15 protein-coding genes are annotated in these 16,054 nt (G+C 44.2%); 6 read left to right on the top strand and 9 right to left on the bottom strand.

The window, feature by feature from the left end; all coding sequences use genetic code 11:
- The first annotated feature begins 31 nt into the window (after nt 1-31).
- The gene (gene gabR, locus SB660_RS06360; protein WP_339164925.1) at nt 32-1,456 is read left to right on the top strand and encodes a MocR-like transcriptional regulator GabR; all 1,425 of its coding nucleotides are present in this window, start codon (nt 32-34) and stop codon (nt 1,454-1,456) included.
- A gap of 30 nt (nt 1,457-1,486) precedes the next feature.
- Here the strand turns inward: gabR and SB660_RS06355 are convergent, their stop codons facing one another.
- The gene (locus SB660_RS06355) at nt 1,487-1,798 is read right to left on the bottom strand and encodes an ArsR/SmtB family transcription factor (RefSeq protein WP_058015328.1); all 312 of its coding nucleotides are present in this window, start codon (nt 1,796-1,798) and stop codon (nt 1,487-1,489) included.
- 124 nt (nt 1,799-1,922) lie between these two features.
- Between SB660_RS06355 and SB660_RS06350 the strand changes: the two genes are divergently transcribed.
- The 5 genes from SB660_RS06350 to SB660_RS06330 all read left to right on the top strand — a co-directional run bounded on the left by SB660_RS06350 (nt 1,923) and on the right by SB660_RS06330 (nt 7,313).
- Nucleotides 1,923-2,297: a hypothetical protein gene (locus SB660_RS06350; protein ID WP_058015327.1), complete on the top strand. Its 375-nt coding sequence runs from the start codon at nt 1,923-1,925 to the stop codon at nt 2,295-2,297.
- A 138-nt stretch (nt 2,298-2,435) separates the two neighbouring features.
- Nucleotides 2,436-3,302: a TetR/AcrR family transcriptional regulator gene (locus SB660_RS06345; RefSeq protein WP_235567074.1), complete on the top strand. Its 867-nt coding sequence runs from the start codon at nt 2,436-2,438 to the stop codon at nt 3,300-3,302.
- A gap of 16 nt (nt 3,303-3,318) precedes the next feature.
- On the top strand, nt 3,319-4,752 hold the full coding sequence (locus SB660_RS06340) for an MDR family MFS transporter (protein ID WP_058015325.1): 1,434 nt from the start codon (nt 3,319-3,321) through the stop codon (nt 4,750-4,752).
- Between the two features lie 174 nt (nt 4,753-4,926).
- Nucleotides 4,927-6,303, top strand: a complete 1,377-nt coding sequence (locus SB660_RS06335; protein WP_339164921.1) for an aspartate kinase — start codon at nt 4,927-4,929, stop codon at nt 6,301-6,303.
- Nucleotides 6,304-6,467: 164 nt separating this feature from the next.
- The gene (locus SB660_RS06330) at nt 6,468-7,313 is read left to right on the top strand and encodes a GAF domain-containing protein (protein WP_058015323.1); all 846 of its coding nucleotides are present in this window, start codon (nt 6,468-6,470) and stop codon (nt 7,311-7,313) included.
- Nucleotides 7,314-7,369: 56 nt separating this feature from the next.
- Here SB660_RS06330 and SB660_RS06325 read toward each other — a convergent pair whose 3' ends face one another.
- The 8 genes from SB660_RS06325 to SB660_RS06290 all read right to left on the bottom strand — a co-directional run bounded on the left by SB660_RS06325 (nt 7,370) and on the right by SB660_RS06290 (nt 15,992).
- Complete coding sequence (locus SB660_RS06325; RefSeq protein ID WP_061406754.1) at nt 7,370-8,704, bottom strand: MmgE/PrpD family protein; 1,335 nt, start codon at nt 8,702-8,704, stop codon at nt 7,370-7,372.
- The gene (locus tag SB660_RS06320; RefSeq protein ID WP_410581811.1) at nt 8,695-9,852 is read right to left on the bottom strand and encodes an amidohydrolase; all 1,158 of its coding nucleotides are present in this window, start codon (nt 9,850-9,852) and stop codon (nt 8,695-8,697) included. Before SB660_RS06320 ends, SB660_RS06325 begins: the two co-directional genes overlap by 10 nt.
- 33 nt (nt 9,853-9,885) lie before the next feature.
- Entirely contained in the window at nt 9,886-10,632 is a 747-nt protein-coding gene (locus tag SB660_RS06315; protein WP_012008912.1) for an amino acid ABC transporter ATP-binding protein, read from the bottom strand.
- Between the two features lie 12 nt (nt 10,633-10,644).
- Nucleotides 10,645-11,319: an amino acid ABC transporter permease gene (locus SB660_RS06310; RefSeq protein ID WP_003214174.1), complete on the bottom strand. Its 675-nt coding sequence runs from the start codon at nt 11,317-11,319 to the stop codon at nt 10,645-10,647.
- A gap of 24 nt (nt 11,320-11,343) precedes the next feature.
- Nucleotides 11,344-12,138 carry an amino acid ABC transporter substrate-binding protein gene (locus tag SB660_RS06305; protein WP_058015320.1) on the bottom strand — a complete coding sequence of 265 codons (795 nt, stop codon included), beginning with the start codon at nt 12,136-12,138 and terminating at the stop codon, nt 11,344-11,346.
- 22 nt (nt 12,139-12,160) lie between these two features.
- Entirely contained in the window at nt 12,161-12,664 is a 504-nt protein-coding gene (locus SB660_RS06300; protein ID WP_339164912.1) for a GNAT family N-acetyltransferase, read from the bottom strand.
- Between the two features lie 17 nt (nt 12,665-12,681).
- Nucleotides 12,682-14,007 (bottom strand): LLM class flavin-dependent oxidoreductase, encoded by a 1,326-nt coding sequence (locus SB660_RS06295; protein ID WP_058015318.1) that lies wholly within the window; start codon nt 14,005-14,007, stop codon nt 12,682-12,684.
- Between the two features lie 200 nt (nt 14,008-14,207).
- The gene (locus SB660_RS06290; protein WP_339164908.1) at nt 14,208-15,992 is read right to left on the bottom strand and encodes a right-handed parallel beta-helix repeat-containing protein; all 1,785 of its coding nucleotides are present in this window, start codon (nt 15,990-15,992) and stop codon (nt 14,208-14,210) included.
- Nucleotides 15,993-16,054 lie beyond the last annotated feature (62 nt).

Raw genomic sequence — 16,054 nt, 5'->3', positions numbered from 1 at the left:
TTCATGGTACCAGAGAGGGAGGAATGACGAGATGCTGACAATTCAACTAGATCAAACAGGGGCAAACGGATTTATTTATCATCAAATTTACTCGAAAATTAAAGGTGAAATTTTAAATCGAAACCTTCAGCCGCACGATCAATTACCGTCCAAACGAGAGTTAGCCGATACATTAAATGTCAGCGTCAATTCAGTGAATGGCGCATATCAGCAGCTGCTTGCCGAGGGATATTTATATTCGGTTGAACGCAAAGGTTTTTTCGTGGAATCACTCGAAACGTTTCATGAATCAGGTCAGCTGAAACCCTCTACTCTCCCAGCAGATTTAAAGGAAGAGCCGATTGCACGAGATGATTGGTATTCCTTTTCACATATCTCTGTTGATACAGCCAATTTTCCGTTTAAAAGCTGGCTGAAAAGTGAACAAAAGGCGATCAGTCTCCACCAAGAAGCATTTGGTGAGCTTCCGCATCCACAAGGCGTGTACGAGCTTCGGGAAACAATTGCCCGGTTAATCGGGCTTGCACGGGGAGTCAAATGCTATCCAGAACAGCTCATTTTAAGTGCAGGCACGCAGTCACTTATTCATTCGTTATCAAGCATTCTTCCAGCCGATCAAGTATACGGGTTAGAAAACCCTGGCTACCGCCGGCTCTATCAAATGCTGAAAAACAATCATCACCGAATTGAAACGATTGGCATTGATCAAAAAGGAGTACGGATGAGTGATATTCAGAAGAAAGAGCCAAGTGTGTTGATCATTACCCCTTCACATCAATTTCCAACAGGGGTAATTATGCCAATTTCCCGGCGGATTCAGCTCTTAAACTGGGCAGCCGATGAGCAAGACCGTTATATTATTGAGGATGATTATGACAGTGAATTCAAGTATGGAACTGACAGCATTCCAGCGCTGCAAAGTTTGGATCGATATGACAAAGTCATTTATATGGGGACCTTTTCAAAATCATTGCTGCCAGGCTTAAGGCTAAGCTACATGGTACTCCCGCAGCATTTATTGAGACGCTATAAGGAAGAACAACACTTCTTCATTCAAACAGCCAACCTCTTTACACAATACACCCTTCTTCATTTTATAAAAGATGGAGCATATCAACGGCATATTAAAAGAATGAATGGTTTATATGAGGAAAAACGGAAGCAGCTCATTGGAGAGCTCAATACGGTTTTTGCTGACAATGTGCGGATTATTGGGGAAAATGCTGGACTTCATTTTATCGCAGAGTTCCGTTCAAACCGCACGCAGCATGAGATTTTACAGCGTGCCAAAGAAAGAAAGCTCAAAATGTATGGGATGGACCGTTTTACCCTTGATGAGCAATTACCGGGGCATCAGGAAGGCTTTGTTCCACTCGTTCTTGGCTTCTCTCATATGCGACCAGAGGATATAGAGCCAGCGGTAAAAAGACTGTATGAATCGATTTATGGAAAATAAAACAGCCAGCTGCTTTTCTAGACAGCTGGCTTACCACCGCTCTTTATCTACGGCTAAAATGGATGACACGAGACCAGGAAAAGCGGTCTCAATGTCTTCTTTTCTTAAAGAATAATAGCGGTGTTTTCCGTCAATTCTCACTTTCACGATGCCTGCCTCCCTCAACACTTTGAAGTGATGTGACAGCGTGGATTTGGCAATATTCATCTCATACGTGCCGCATGTCCTCTCGCCTGCTTCAGCTAAGCAGCGGACAATTTCTAACCGGATGGGATCGGCCAATGCGTGTAGCACCGAAATCAGTCTCATGTCTTCTTGGGTTGGATGGATTGGATTATTCATACGATAAATGTATCGTATTTCGTGCCAACATACAATCTCCTTACCCGCCTCACAAAGTAACGATACATCCTTCGGAATCGACTATGACTATATAATAACTTTCTTGTGAAGGGGAGGATCTCATTTGACACGAAAATGTTGGACTTACTTATGTTTAATGTTACTCACCATTTGCTTATGTGGATGCCAATCCGTCCGGTATGCCGAATCTAAACCACCTAGTGCAGAAGAGGTATTAGCTCTCGATGAACAGGCAGATTTATTTCAATGGGAAGAAACGGTCTATGAAGCAAATGTAGATTGGGCCCATCAACTAACCGTCACTAAAGATCAGCAAGTAGGTGTGATTCAGAAAACAGCTGCCGAACATTTTAATCACGGCACAGCTTCCAAGTTGAAAAAAGGGACAGCGATTTACTCTGTAAAGGAGCGAGAAGACCTTTTAATCGCCGAACTTAACGGACAGATCATCATATATGCCGCACATGCGGAAGGATAAAATACCTGTCATCAGATAGGTGTTTTTTTAAGTTTCTTTTCTTGTCATAGGTCATTGGTTTTGTTATCATAGCAAAAGTGACCACTCGGTTTCCATTGTGACCATATGGTTTTGCCGATTCGGAAAGGACTTATGAAGATGAACGAAAAGCAAGAAGAGATTTTGCGGGTTTCAAAGAAATTATTTTCTCAAAAAGGCTATATGAGTGTCTCCATGCAGTCAATTGCCGATGCCTGTAAAATATCAAAAGCGTCTATTTATAAACTGTTTGATTCAAAGGAAGCTCTTCTATTAGAACTGATTAAATACAATCAATGCAAAATGAGAGAGATTTCTCAAATCATTCATTCAGAAACGACGCTGTCCAAAAAGGAAAAATTCACAAAGAAGATCAAGCTTGAGCTTGAAGAGTTTAAAGAGAATCATAAATTTTTGAATATGCTGTCCTTTGAAGCTTTTTCACAGCATTCGCCCATTGTCATTAAGCATTTACGTGAGACACGCTCCATTATCATGCAGCGGCACAGAGACATTATTTTAAGCACATATGGTGATTCTGTTGCGCCTTACGTCTGGGATCTTGTCATTGTCCTCAACGGATTAATGAGAGAATTCATTTTAATGCTGGCGATTGAGCGCAAGAACATCCAATTAGAAAATGCCGCCGAAATGATTATCGGCGTGATGGACCGTGTGTCGAAAAAGCCTTGCTCTATTGAGCCTGTGCTAACAGATCAGCTGATGGACTCTTATTTGCTTTCCACACAGGACGAATACGATGAAGAAAAGCTTGTCATCTCGTACTTAACGAAGATCAAACAAGAGCTTCACACACTGTCAAACGGTGAAGAAAAGGACGATTTCCTCTCTGCGTTTGAACTGCTAAGTGAAGAATTATCAAAGGACCAACCGAGAACCTTTTTAATTAGTTCACTACTCGATTATTTAGGGAAAAACAGCGTTTTATCACAAAACGTGTCACAGCTGAAAAGCATCATCTTATAGATAAAGAAGGGATAACATGAACCAATCTACAACATCGTATAATCGATCTGTGATTGTGGGGATTTTCCTCGTTGGGGCATTTGTCGCAATTTTAAACCAAACATTGCTCATTCCAGCGATCCCACATATCATGGAGGAATTCAATATTGATGTCAGCAAAGGGCAGTGGCTCACCACAGCCTTTATGCTGACAAACGGGATTCTCATCCCGATCACGGCTTTCTTAATCGAGAAATTTTCAAGCCGTTCTTTAGTTTTAACGGCGCTTAGCATCTTTACAGTCGGTACCATTCTTGCTTCATTTGCAACGAATTTCCCTGTATTACTTGCAGCGCGTATTGTGCAGGCAGCCGGTGCAGGGATTTTAATGCCGCTGATGCAAACGATCTTTTTAACCATTTTCCCGAAAGAAAAACGCGGGCAGGCAATGGGCATGGTCGGACTTGTCATATCTTTCGCACCAGCTCTTGGGCCGACACTTGGCGGCTGGATTGTTGATTCCTTCAGCTGGAAGTTCTTGTTCTATATTGTTCTTCCTATAGGTATTATTGATCTTATTCTTGCTTTCTTCTTAATGAAAAATGTAACGCAGCAAAGAGAGACACGTATTGATGTTTTATCTGTCATCTTGTCGTCCTTCGGTTTCGGCGGACTGCTTTACGGATTTTCTAGTGTTGGCACATACGGCTGGACAAGTGCCACTGTCCTCATTTCGCTGATTGTCGGCGCTGTGAGCTTGTTCTTCTTTATTCTGCGCCAGTCGAATTTGACAAGACCGATGCTTGAATTTGGTGTCTTTAAGTTTGCAATCTTTAGCTTGACGACCTTTCTTGGGATGCTTGTCTTTGCTTTATTGATTGGGACAGAGACGATTCTGCCGCTCTATACGCAGAATGTGAGAGGGTTGTCTGCTCTTGATACAGGACTGATCTTATTGCCAGGTGCTCTCTTTATGGGGCTCCTCTCACCAATTATTGGACGGATTTTTGATAAAGTCGGCGGAAAAGGGCTGGCATTAGGCGGGTTTACGATACTTACCGTGACGACCTTGCCATTTATGCTGCTCACCCTTGATTCATCCATCGCCCTCATTACGGTCGCGTACACGCTTCGCTTAATCGGGGTTGGGATGATCATGATGCCGCTGACAACAGCAGGTATTAACTCTTTACCACCTCATTTGATCCCGCATGGGACAGCGATGAATAACACGATGAGACAAATGGGCGGTTCCATTGGGACAGCAGTGCTTGTCTCCATCATGAGCAGCTCTGCTGCAAATGCAGAATTGGCCAGCCCATTAAAATCAGCCGTTCATGGAATGAATACGTCATTCTTCATTTCTGGTCTGATTGCGGTCATTGGGCTTGTCCTCTCCTTTTTCTTAAAGGAAAAACGCAATAATAAAGTGATGAAGCAGGAGCTATCTTCCTCCTCATCTTCTTCATAAGAAAAAGAGCTCGGCATATGGCCGGCTCTTTTTTCATATACTCACGCTATACCGTCCTCCCCGAAAATACATTTGTATTTATAGTGAAGAAAAACCTTGATAATTTGAAGAAAAGAGTTGATAATAGGAACTATTCAATTTGTGAGAAAATTTTTACTATAGGAGATGTATGCATTGAAGGTCGTTAAATTTGGTGGCAGTTCACTTGCTTCTGGCAAGCAGCTGCAAAAGGTATTTGACATTGTAACAGCAGATCCAGCTCGAAAAGCAGTCGTTGTTTCCGCACCAGGAAAACGGCATTCAACGGATACGAAGGTCACCGATCTATTAATTAGCTGTGGTGAGCAATATTTACGCTTAGGCGAAGCACACAATTTACAGGAAGCCGTCATTGAACGGTATGCCTCCATTGCGGATGAACTCGGATTAAGTCATGACGTGATTGACACCATCCGGCAAGATCTAGATGCCCTCTTACAGGCTGATACGTCTCATCCTGAGCGATATCTTGATGCCATCAAAGCAAGCGGTGAAGACAATAACGCAAAACTCATTGCCGCCTATTTCCGCTATCAAGGTGTCGAAGCTCACTATGTGAACCCAAAGGAAGCTGGTTTATTTGTGAGCGATGAGCCTGGTCAAGCGCAAGTCCTACCGGAGTCATATGATCATTTGTATAAATTAAGAGAGCGCTCTGGCATCATCATATTCCCTGGCTTTTTTGGCTTTAGTCTATCGGGGGACATTGTCACCTTTTCTCGCAGCGGCTCCGATATTACCGGTTCCATTTTGGCAAACGGTTTGAAGGCAGATGTGTACGAGAACTTTACAGATGTGGATGCTGTTTATGCTGTCAATCCAACGATCGTTCATGAGCCAAAGGAGATTACAGAGCTTACGTACCGGGAAATGCGCGAACTTTCCTATGCTGGTTTTTCTGTGTTCCATGATGAAGCACTCATTCCGGCCTTCCGTGCAGGCATTCCAGTACAGATTAAAAACACCAATAATCCTTCGGCAAAAGGCACCAAAATTGTGAACCAGCGGGATCATACTAATGGACCTGTTGTCGGAATCGCTTCAGACAGCGGATTTTGCAGCATTTATATTAGTAAATATTTGATGAACCGAGAAGTCGGTTTTGGACGCAAAGTGCTACAAACGTTAGAGGAATATGGGCTTACGTATGAGCACGTCCCTTCTGGCATTGATGATATGAACATTATTTTAAGGCAGGATCAGCTGGAGGAGCAGCATATTGAACAAGAGCTGCTCGACCGCTTGAAGGATGTGCTTGATGCAGATGAGGTCGTGTTAGAACCGCATCTCTCCCTCATTATGGTTGTAGGAGAAGCGATGCGCCACAATGTTGGCACCACAGCAAGAGCAGCAAAAGCGCTGTCAAAAGCGAAGGTCAATATTGAAATGATCAATCAAGGATCTTCAGAGGTCAGCATGATGTTTGGCGTCAAAGCGGCTCAAGAAAAAGAAGCCGTTCAAGCGTTGTATGAGGAATTTTTCTCTATGTCTACCGTCCCTGTCTCTCTTTAATCAGCAGGCTGTCAGATCTCAGGATCGGCAGTCTTTTTTGTTCTCACCCGATTCACATGGATTTACGCATTAAAGTGTATCTATTTCTCGTTTGATTTTGTATGATAGAGACAAACCAACTATTGTTCCGGCCTATGAGCGGAGCTACAAGGAGTCCTAAAACAATGCCTCGTCAACAACTATTAAAACAGTTTCGCAACTTTCATGATGCTTCTACGAGTATTCTAAATATGATGAGTCAATTCACTGATGTGAATACACTGTTTATTGCTAAAAACGATCAAACCACCAATCAGATTGTAAAGGTGTTAAATCATGACGAGCAGCTTCTTGAAGAAGGGGAAGAAATTCCTTACGAGAAGACATTTTGCAAGCTGGCGGTCGATCATCACGATACGCTTGTGATCCCTGATATATCATTGGATGATCGTTCTAAATCCTTAGAAGTCACGAAACGTCTTCAAGGCGGATCATTCATCGGAGTGCCGATTGATTTTACAGATGGTACGAACTACGGAACGATCTGCGGGCTTGATCTAAGGCCGCAGCAATTCACAGAAGAGCATGTGCATATGTTTGAAACGATGGCTTCTCTATTAAGCTACGTCCTTGAACTAGACCGTGCCAACCGGCAGATTCAGCAATTATCTGTACCGATCGTCCCAGTTGTTGACGGTGTCGCCGTGCTTCCACTACTTGGTGATATCGAAGAGACACGTGCTCAGCATATATTAGAAACCATTTTACAGGAAAGCTACAGGCTGTCGCTCTCTCATTTGGTCATTGATGTATCAGGAACAAAACGCCTGAATGAACAGAGCATTCAATATCTGGTCAACTATGCACAAACGCTGAGACTTTTAGGGATTTCGGCTGTTTTAACAGGGATTAAGCAAGATCTTGCTTTAAGTGCGATTCAATCGAATATATCATTTAAAGACATCACCATTCGGAAAGACTTGCCGCAGGCACTTGCTCATATTGGCTTAACATTTACCAAAACGGAATAAGAAATGATAGACACAAAAAGGGCTAAATCAATTTTAGCCCTTTTCTTCTTTTTAAATCATGCCAACAGCTGCAAATAAGAAGAATCGTTTCCGTCTTCAATAACTTGTACAATCTTCTGTGCATGTGATGCGTCTGTGACACTGTTTAATTTTTGCATGATGTCTTCTGTCGATAGTGCATGGCCCGGTGCGCCTCGCGGAATATCGACTCGTTTGCTAATGATGGTGCCATCAGATAAGGTGAGCTTCACAATCGTAAAGCGACCTTTTGGGACAGCGTCTGGATGGGGTTCTATCGTTTGATCATATTCTCTCTTCACTCGTTTCATCCAAGTGCACATGTGTGATGGAATGTGTTTTTTCGTAAAGGCATCGAGCGTCAGCGACTGTCCAAACGCGGCAAGTGCGATCACGTATTCGACACTGAATCGTCCTTCTTCTCCAGTCGAAGGTGCCCGCTCAATAAGCGCTGCATCTCCGCCAGGCGGGAACAGGACATCTACTTGTTTCACCTGCTCCGGTAAGAAAGTACGCTCTTTCATTAAGGATTGGATCGCATCTGCTGCATGGTGGGCAGCTGAGCAGAATGGATATACTTTGAACCACAGCCCTGGTGAAACGATACGCCATGTAGAACCATAGCCCTCTAGTAAACGACTTTCCGCAAGTTCCAGATCTCCGTAGAGTGAAAAGAAACCAAGTGCGCCATCAAGAACCGAGTCATTGCCGCCAAAACCTGAACAAGCTAAGTCCATAGACGAGACGGCTGTTTTAGCCGCTAAGCCAGCTTGTAATGGTTTCATATCAGAGCCGAACTGCTTTCGCATTCCGGCAGATTGCGCTCCAGCAAAGCCGATTGCCTTCATCAGCTCTTCCTGCGAGACTTGTTTTAAATATCCAATCGCACATACTGCCGCAATGGCTCCAAGGGTTCCGGTATTATGCCAGCCCCGCTCATAATGCGCTTTGCCGATAGATTCGCCAAGCCTTGCCATCACTTCAACACCTGTGATGTAGGCACTTAAAAATCGATCCCCATATACCTCCCCGTCTCTTAGCTGGGAAAGCAAGGCTGGGATAATGACTGCACTTGGGTGTCCTCTCACGTCTGAATGCACATCATCATAATCAAGGGCGTGGATCAAGTAGCCGTTCAGCATCGCTGCGGATTGACGGCTGACCTTCTTCCCTTGTCCAATGACAGGAATTTGAGCTGCTCCGCCTTCTTGTTCCACAAGTCCCATGAGCTTTTGAATTCCTTCGTCCTCTTTCGCAGCAAGCGCTGCTGCCGTAGCGTCTAACAGACCATTTCGAGCCATTTCTACCGCCCGCTGATCTTGAAGTGGATCAGCAGACAGTACAGCCTCTGCCAATTGTTTTGTTAATTCCATGATCGTGACTCCAATGCCCGAACAGCAAGCTCGGCAAAGAAGGCAGCGGCAACCGGAAGTGCGTCTTCATTTAATGTAAAGGCAGGGTGATGCCATTCCTCGGTACCGCTTGTCCCCATCCATACGAAAAAGCCTGGAATGCGTTCTTGATAAAGGGCAAAATCTTCTCCGCCCGGTGACTGCTCAGCCTGAACGACTGTGAGATCCAGCGCACCTGCCGTTTCTTCGACCACCTTTGTCAAACGATCGTCATTCAACACAGAAGGCAGATATGGATGCCATTTCACTTCGCCTTTTGCCCCAAACCCTTCGGCAATCCCGCTCACGATTTGTTTCATGAGCTCGGGAATCATCGCTCTCACTTCAGGCTCAAACGTCCGAACAGTTCCTTCCATCTCAACACGATCAGGAATCACATTCCATGATGTACCGCCTTGAATGCGTGTAATGCTGACGACTGCATGATGCAAAGAGCTGATGCGGCGGCTGACGATTTGCTGAAGAGCACTTGTGATCTGCCCGCTGATGGCAATCGGGTCTACCGTGTGATTCGGAATACCTGCATGACCACCCGTTCCTTTAATATCGATTTCAAACCGGTCTACACTTGCCATCAATGCTTTTTCTCTAATGCCTATAGTGCCAACTTTCAGGTCTGGTTTGTTGTGCATACCAAAAATGGCATCCACTCCATCTAAAACGCCTGCCTCTATGACATGTTTCGCTCCTTGCGCGACTTCCTCAGCCGGCTGGAACAAAATGCGGACCGTTCCTTTGAGCTCGTGTTTTCGTTCTTTTAATAAAAGAGCTGCTCCAAAGATAGAAGTTGTATGGAAATCATGACCGCAAGCATGCATTTTTCCCGGTACCTTTGAGGAAAATGGTTCGCCAGATGCTTCTTCAATCGGAAGTGCATCAATATCAGCTCTCAGGGCAATCTTTGGTCCCTCTTGTTCTCCTTTGATTTCACAGACAACACCTGTTTGAAGAGCTGGAAAATCGAGTACGGTGATCCCCTCCTCCTCTAACCAGCGGCGCAGTTTTTTTGTCGTTTCATATTCTTCAAACGCCAGCTCTGGATGCTCATGAAGCGCTCGGCGAATGTTAATTAAACGTTTGTTTAATGCTTCATTTCCTAATGATTTCACTGATACTCACCCCTCTAAAGAGTAAAAAGCAGCTTATGCTTCTTCAGCCGCTGCTTCTTTTTGGATAAATCGTTTTGTCCGTTCATTCTTCGTTTCATCAAATAGCTCAGTTGGTGTGCCCTGTTCAATAATATGACCATCCGCCATGAAAATCACATGGTCTGCCACTTCTCTAGCAAACGCCATTTCATGTGTGACGATGATCATCGTTGTTTCTTGAATCGCAATGGACTTAATGACTTGAAGCACACCTGAGACAAGCTCTGGATCAAGTGCTGACGTTGGTTCATCGAGTAAAATCGCATGTGGATCAACCGCTAATGCGCGGGCAATCCCGATTCGCTGCTGCTGTCCGCCAGATAACGTGACTGGATAGCTGTCAGCCTTTTGCTCTAATCCTACTTGCTTCAGCAGCTTCATTCCAATCTCATTTGCCTGCTGCTTCGTCATTTTTTTCGTCACAAGCAGTGATTCTGTGATATTTTGCAGTGCTGTCTTGTTTTTAAACAGATTGTAGTTTTGAAACACCATGGCCGTTTGTTGACGCAGGTGATGGGCTTCTTTTCGTGTATATTTAGACGCATCGAGCTTCGCATCGCCAATTTCAATCGTGCCTTCATCTGGTATTTCTAATAAATTTAAGCAGCGCAGCAAGGTGGATTTACCGGAGCCAGAAGGTCCGATAATGGCCACAACCTGCCCTTTTTGCACATCGAGATTGATTCCGTCTAAGACGACAAGGTCGCCGAATGATTTCTTCAAATTGGTGAGCTTAATCATGTCCACACCTCCTTAATTCCGGTAAGGTTTGCTAATTTTTCGTTCGAATAGGTCTTGAAGGAAGCTATAAATGATGGTCATCACCCAATACACAATCCCTACGGCTAAATAGGTTTCAAAGTATTTATAGTTCGCCGACGCAATCATCTTCCCTTGTGCAAACATTTCTGCCACACCAATCGTAAAGGCAAGAGATGTTTCTTTTAAAAGACCGATAAAGGTATTCCCCGTCGCTGGAATCGCGTTTCGAATTGCCTGCGGGAAAATAATTCTGACGTAAGACTGCCATCTTGTCATGCCGACAGATAGACAAGCTTCCAGCTGCCCTTCATCTACAGAGTTGAGGGCAGCTCTGAAAATTTCTGCTAAGTATGCTGAGTTTTTAATACTTAATCCGATAATGACCGCTGTTAGAGCATCCATTGAGGTCATCGCAGGGAATAGCTGCGGAAGACCAAAATAAATGAGAAAGAGCTGAACCAAGGTTGGAACCGCTCTGAAAAAAGAAATATACAGCTTGGCAAATTGGTACAAAACAGGTATCCGGTTTTTCGTAATGAGAGCGAATACCACACCAATGATAATGGCAAATACCATGGAGACAATCGCCATGAAGATCGTTATCGGCAAGTATTGGATCAATGTCGGAAAAACGGTCACCATATACTGCCAATCAATTTTGTTCATGTCTGCTCTTCACCGCCGCTGTCGTTATTTTTTAATTGGCACCGTGACATCATCTTTGAAATACTTCTCAGACAATTTCTTCAGTGTCCCGTCTTCTCTTAATTCTTTGATTGCTTTGTTAAATTCTTCTCTTAGCTTGTCATGCTTTGTATCTTTGGCAAATGGGTAGCCTACTTCTTCATACACAATTGGGTTGCCGACGATTTTGAGCGGCAGACCTGTTTTTTCAATTTGAGCAAGTAATACACTGCGTCCGTTGACATAAGCATCTACGCGGCCATTTGCCACTTCATTTAAGACACCATCTTGCGTTTCATATGTTTTAATATTGATTTTTTTGTCCGGATCTTTGCTCTCTAAGTTTTTGGCATGGTTAGAGCCAAGAACTGCCGCCACTGTTTTTCCTTTTAAATCATCAAGACCTTTGATGTCATTGTTGTCCTTTTTCACGATGATTTGTGTTCCTGCATATGCGTACGTATCAGTAAAGTTAAACGTTTGTTTACGCTCATCTGTGACTGCGACTTGGTTTGACACTGTATCCAGCTTACCAGATGTCAGCTGCCCCATTAGTCCGCTGAATTCACTCAGCTGCCAGTCTAGTTTGTAGCCTAGCTTTTTTGCGATAGCTTCAGTTACTTCAACATCGAAGCCAACAAGCTTGCCATTGTCTTTATAAGCAAACGGATAGCTTTGCCCTGTGGCACCTACTTTTAACACTTTTTCGTCTTTGCCTTCACTCTGATTGCCCCCGCCGCAAGCTGCTAAAACTGCCAGCATTGCTGCAAATAGAACGACTAGCCACTTTTTGTTTTTCATGTTCGTATACCCTTCTTTCCTCTTATGGTTGTGTAATATCTGATCTTAGTTGTTTTTTCAAATAAACCGTGATGTGTCCCTTGCCTAAATCCTTTTCTCCTGCTCTGACGTAGCCTTTGCGCTCATACATGTCTATGAGCCACGGATGCTTATCAGCTGTACCTAGAGATACGTATGGCACCTTTAAGGTATCCCTTAGCAATTCGGTTTCCACCCACTCCAGCAAGATAGAGCCTGTCCCTTTTTGGGCGGATGGTTCTGAGGCAAACCACCAAATGTGAGGGACGCCGAGCGGGCCTGGCTGTTCTCCCCAAGGCATACGGAGTGACAAGGTGGATAGAAGCTCTCCGTTTTCTTCCATCACATAGCAGAGATTCTTTTGTACATTTTTCTGAACGAGAGCAAAATCAGCATGTGCTGCTTGGAACTGGATGCCGAGCTCACGAATTGGCTCATAGGCTCTTGTTGTCAGTTCAAGCAGTGCCTCTATATCTGCCTCTGTTGCCAGACGAAACGTGTATCCCAACGTTAGTCACCTCACCTTTATGTCGTGTAGCGATTTTTTGGCTCAGTTAATCCAAGATTTTCTCGCAAGGTTTTTCCTGTGTATTCTGTTTTGAATAAGCCTCTCTCCTGAAGGATTGGGACGACGCGGTCTACGAACATGTCCAGCCCTTCTGGCAATAGCGGAGGCATGACGTTAAAGCCGTCTGCTGCTTCTTCATTGATCCAAGTTTCCATCACATCTGCGAGCTGCTGCGGTGTGCCAATGAAAATATTATGACCACGAGAGCCGGCAACCGATTGATAGAGCTGGCGAATGGTCAGGTTATCCTTTCTCGCCATATTCATCACGAGATCAAAACGGCTTTTTACCGCATTGGACGCGCTTGGATCAATCTCTGGAAGCGGACCATCTAAAGGATACTGAGACAAATCAATCCCACCTAAGTAGTTTTGCAAAATGCTCAGCCCAATCTCAGGAACAATCAGCTCCTGTAATTCTTCATATTTCGCTTTGGCTTCTTCCTCTGTATCAGCAATAATCGGGAAGATCCCCGGCATGATGCTGACGTCCTCTCTAGCACGACCAGCACCCTCTACTTTCTCCTTTAAGCTTTGATAAAATTCCTTCGCTTTTTTGAGATCGTTTTGTGCTGTGAAAATGAGTTCAGCTGTTTTCGCTGCAAGCTTTTGACCATCTTCGGATGATCCTGCTTGAATGATCACTGGCTGCCCTTGAGGCGTGCGTGATACGTTGAGAGGACCTCGTACTGAGAAGAACTCCCCTTTATGCTGGAGCTCATGCAGCTTACTAGATTCGAAGAATTCTCCCGTTTCCTTGTTTCTGACAAGGGCGTCTTCTTCCCAAGAATCCCAAAGACCTTTGACGACTTCAACGAACTCTTCTGCTCGCTCGTATCGTTTATGGTGTGCTAAATGCTCTTCTCCGCTAAAGTTTTTCGCTGTTTCTTCAATAGAAGATGTGACCACATTCCATGCCGCTCTTCCGCCTGATAAATGATCAAGGGAAGCAAACTGTCTTGCAATATGGAAAGGCTCACTGTATGTAGTGGATGCTGTTGCTGCTAAACCAATTGATGAAGTAGACTCAGCAATGGACGAAAGCAGGGTGAGCGGTTCAAATCTCGTGAGTACATTCGGATGAGAGGTTTGGTTAATGGATAAGCTGTCAGCTAAAAAGAGTAAATCCAGCTTTCCTTCCTCTGCTTTTTTCGCTAATTGTTTAAAATAATCCAGGTTCATGGCTGCATCTGATACGGCGTTCGGATGTCTCCAAGAGGCAACATGATGTCCAGTTCCTGCGATGAATACGCCTAGCTTGAGCTTCCTTTTTGGCTGTGACACTTGTTCTTCATCCTTTCTATATCCTGTTGTATCAAACTGAAGTCCTCAGAAGATACATTTTTCTGATTGAATTAATCGGTTTTATCAATAAAAAAAGGGCAAATGTTGCGAAAAATGAAAAATAATTATTACTATATGCCCTTTTTACAGGATTGTCAACCGCCTTCTGAACCTCCAAAATTAGGGATTTTACTCATTTATCACGGTGTATCGATTTCAATATTTCCGATGAGCCGGTCTGTAGTATGTGTCACCATTTGACTGCGTTCCAGCATGTTATGGGCGATTACGGAATGAGTGGAGTTTGCGGTGCGGATGGCAATCGCTTTTTGAGGTGATACATTGATGATGTTATTGCGCAGCACACGGGCTGAGGCAGCCTGGTCAATAAAGATCGCTGTCGGTTGTCCGAATGAACGATTTAAATAAAAGCGGTTATCTCCGATTTGTGGTGAACCGTTTTTAATATACATCACGACATATAAAGATGATTCTTCAAAGGAATTGTCTTTGATTTCTAATGGCCCCGTCGTGCTGCTGTATACGGCGTAGTTTTGGTAGTGCTTAAAGCGATTATGCCAAATGAAAGCCTTTGCATTTCCAGTGACACTGATCGTATACGAAGACCCAAGCTCTGGATGTCCTTCTTGAATAAAGTGATTGCCGTTGATCCCAGCTTCCCCTTCCTGCACCCAGATCCCTCTACTGAAATCTTTGAACTGATTGTGCTGGATCAGGATATTCGTTCCTCTCACCATCGCCCCATCGATCACCGAATAAATGGTATTGTTTGAAAAGACGACGCTATCCGATTGATAGATACGCAGTGCTACGCTTCTTTGCCCTGTATTCGTCCCCGATTCAATATGATTTCCTTCTATTAGAATACGATTCGCCATATAAACGGACAAAGCCGCATCTTCAAACAGACTGATCTTATTCCCTGTAATGTGAACACTGTCGCCCCTCACATCAATCCCTTTTTCAAATCCTTCAATCATATTGCCAATAATAATCACATTGTTTTCCGTTTGACCAAGAGAGATGCCTAAGCTCGTAATTCCTGCTTTTGTGACGCCTCCTCCTACTGCACGGATCAAATTATTGGCAATGATTGTTTCCGTGGCAAAGCCATAGGAGATGCTGCTATCTGTATGATTGCCTTCGATGATGACACCATAGCCATTGAAGTTGTAAATGGAGCTTGCGGCGCCACCTCTCACAATGTTGTTTCGAATTTGAATATTCAGCGGTTCCTCCATATTCACTGCATTTTCCCCGTAGCCTTCAATATCAATGCCCATTTTTGGCTCGACTCCGTTTACTCCTGCTCTCTCCAGCAGACAGTCCTCTACAATGACCCCATCACAGCCTGTGATCGAGATATTGTTTCGTCTTGAATCTGTAATGTGACAACCAGCAATATGGATCGACGAAGCAGGCGAGTACGATTCAGCTTGTGATAATAAACCGTGGGGACTGACAATGATGCCGTCTCCCGTACAATTTTTGATTTGCACACGATTCACATCTACATCAGATGCCCCTTCAATACATATCCCAAAACCCCACTCATGGGTTTTTCGTTCAGGGGGAAGCGACTTATACACATGCTCATGACGATCCCCTTCGATTCGCCCGCCCCGGATGGTTACATGCTGAACCTTTCCTATATAAAAGGCCGCATACCCCCACGAATCATTTGGTTTCACCTTAATGACGGCATCCTGTGCCATCTCAATGGTTATATGACTTGGCACACGTATACCCGCACCCCGGAAAGGAAAAAATTGATCTCCTCTGTACACTGCATCGATGACATACGTGCCGCTCGGCAGCCAGACGTGGGAATACCCCTGTGCTTTCGTCCATTCTAAGCATTCATTAAGCTTCGCTGTACAGTCCGTTTTCCCATCCGCCACTACACCAAAATCTTGTACATTGACAACAGGCTTTTTTAGATCAGATTCATTCAATTCCCCCAACCTAAACCCCTCCTTTTCACACATATCCTCTTGTCATCCTATGCATGTGTAAAAGGTTTGCT

The sequence above is a fragment of the Bacillus sp. SIMBA_005 genome (genome assembly GCF_046535585.1).
In the GTDB taxonomy this organism is placed as follows: domain Bacteria; phylum Bacillota; class Bacilli; order Bacillales; family Bacillaceae; genus Bacillus; species Bacillus pumilus.
The sequence above is the reverse complement of the archived record's forward strand: the minus strand, read 5'-3'. Positions and strand labels throughout refer to the sequence as shown.

Excerpts from the sequence above, each read along its gene's own strand:
- SB660_RS06330 (WP_058015323.1), top strand. The coding sequence starts at position 6,468 with ATGCCTCGTCAACAACTATTAAAACAGTTTCGCAACTTTCATGATGCT.
- SB660_RS06315 (WP_012008912.1), bottom strand. The coding sequence starts at position 10,632 with ATGATTAAGCTCACCAATTTGAAGAAATCATTCGGCGACCTTGTCGTC.
- SB660_RS06310 (WP_003214174.1), bottom strand. The coding sequence starts at position 11,319 with ATGAACAAAATTGATTGGCAGTATATGGTGACCGTTTTTCCGACATTG.
- SB660_RS06355 (WP_058015328.1), bottom strand. The coding sequence starts at position 1,798 with ATGAATAATCCAATCCATCCAACCCAAGAAGACATGAGACTGATTTCG.
- SB660_RS06325 (WP_061406754.1), bottom strand. The coding sequence starts at position 8,704 with ATGGAATTAACAAAACAATTGGCAGAGGCTGTACTGTCTGCTGATCCA.
- SB660_RS06345 (WP_235567074.1), top strand. The coding sequence starts at position 2,436 with ATGAACGAAAAGCAAGAAGAGATTTTGCGGGTTTCAAAGAAATTATTT.
- gabR (WP_339164925.1), top strand. The coding sequence starts at position 32 with ATGCTGACAATTCAACTAGATCAAACAGGGGCAAACGGATTTATTTAT.
- SB660_RS06305 (WP_058015320.1), bottom strand. The coding sequence starts at position 12,138 with ATGAAAAACAAAAAGTGGCTAGTCGTTCTATTTGCAGCAATGCTGGCA.
- SB660_RS06340 (WP_058015325.1), top strand. The coding sequence starts at position 3,319 with ATGAACCAATCTACAACATCGTATAATCGATCTGTGATTGTGGGGATT.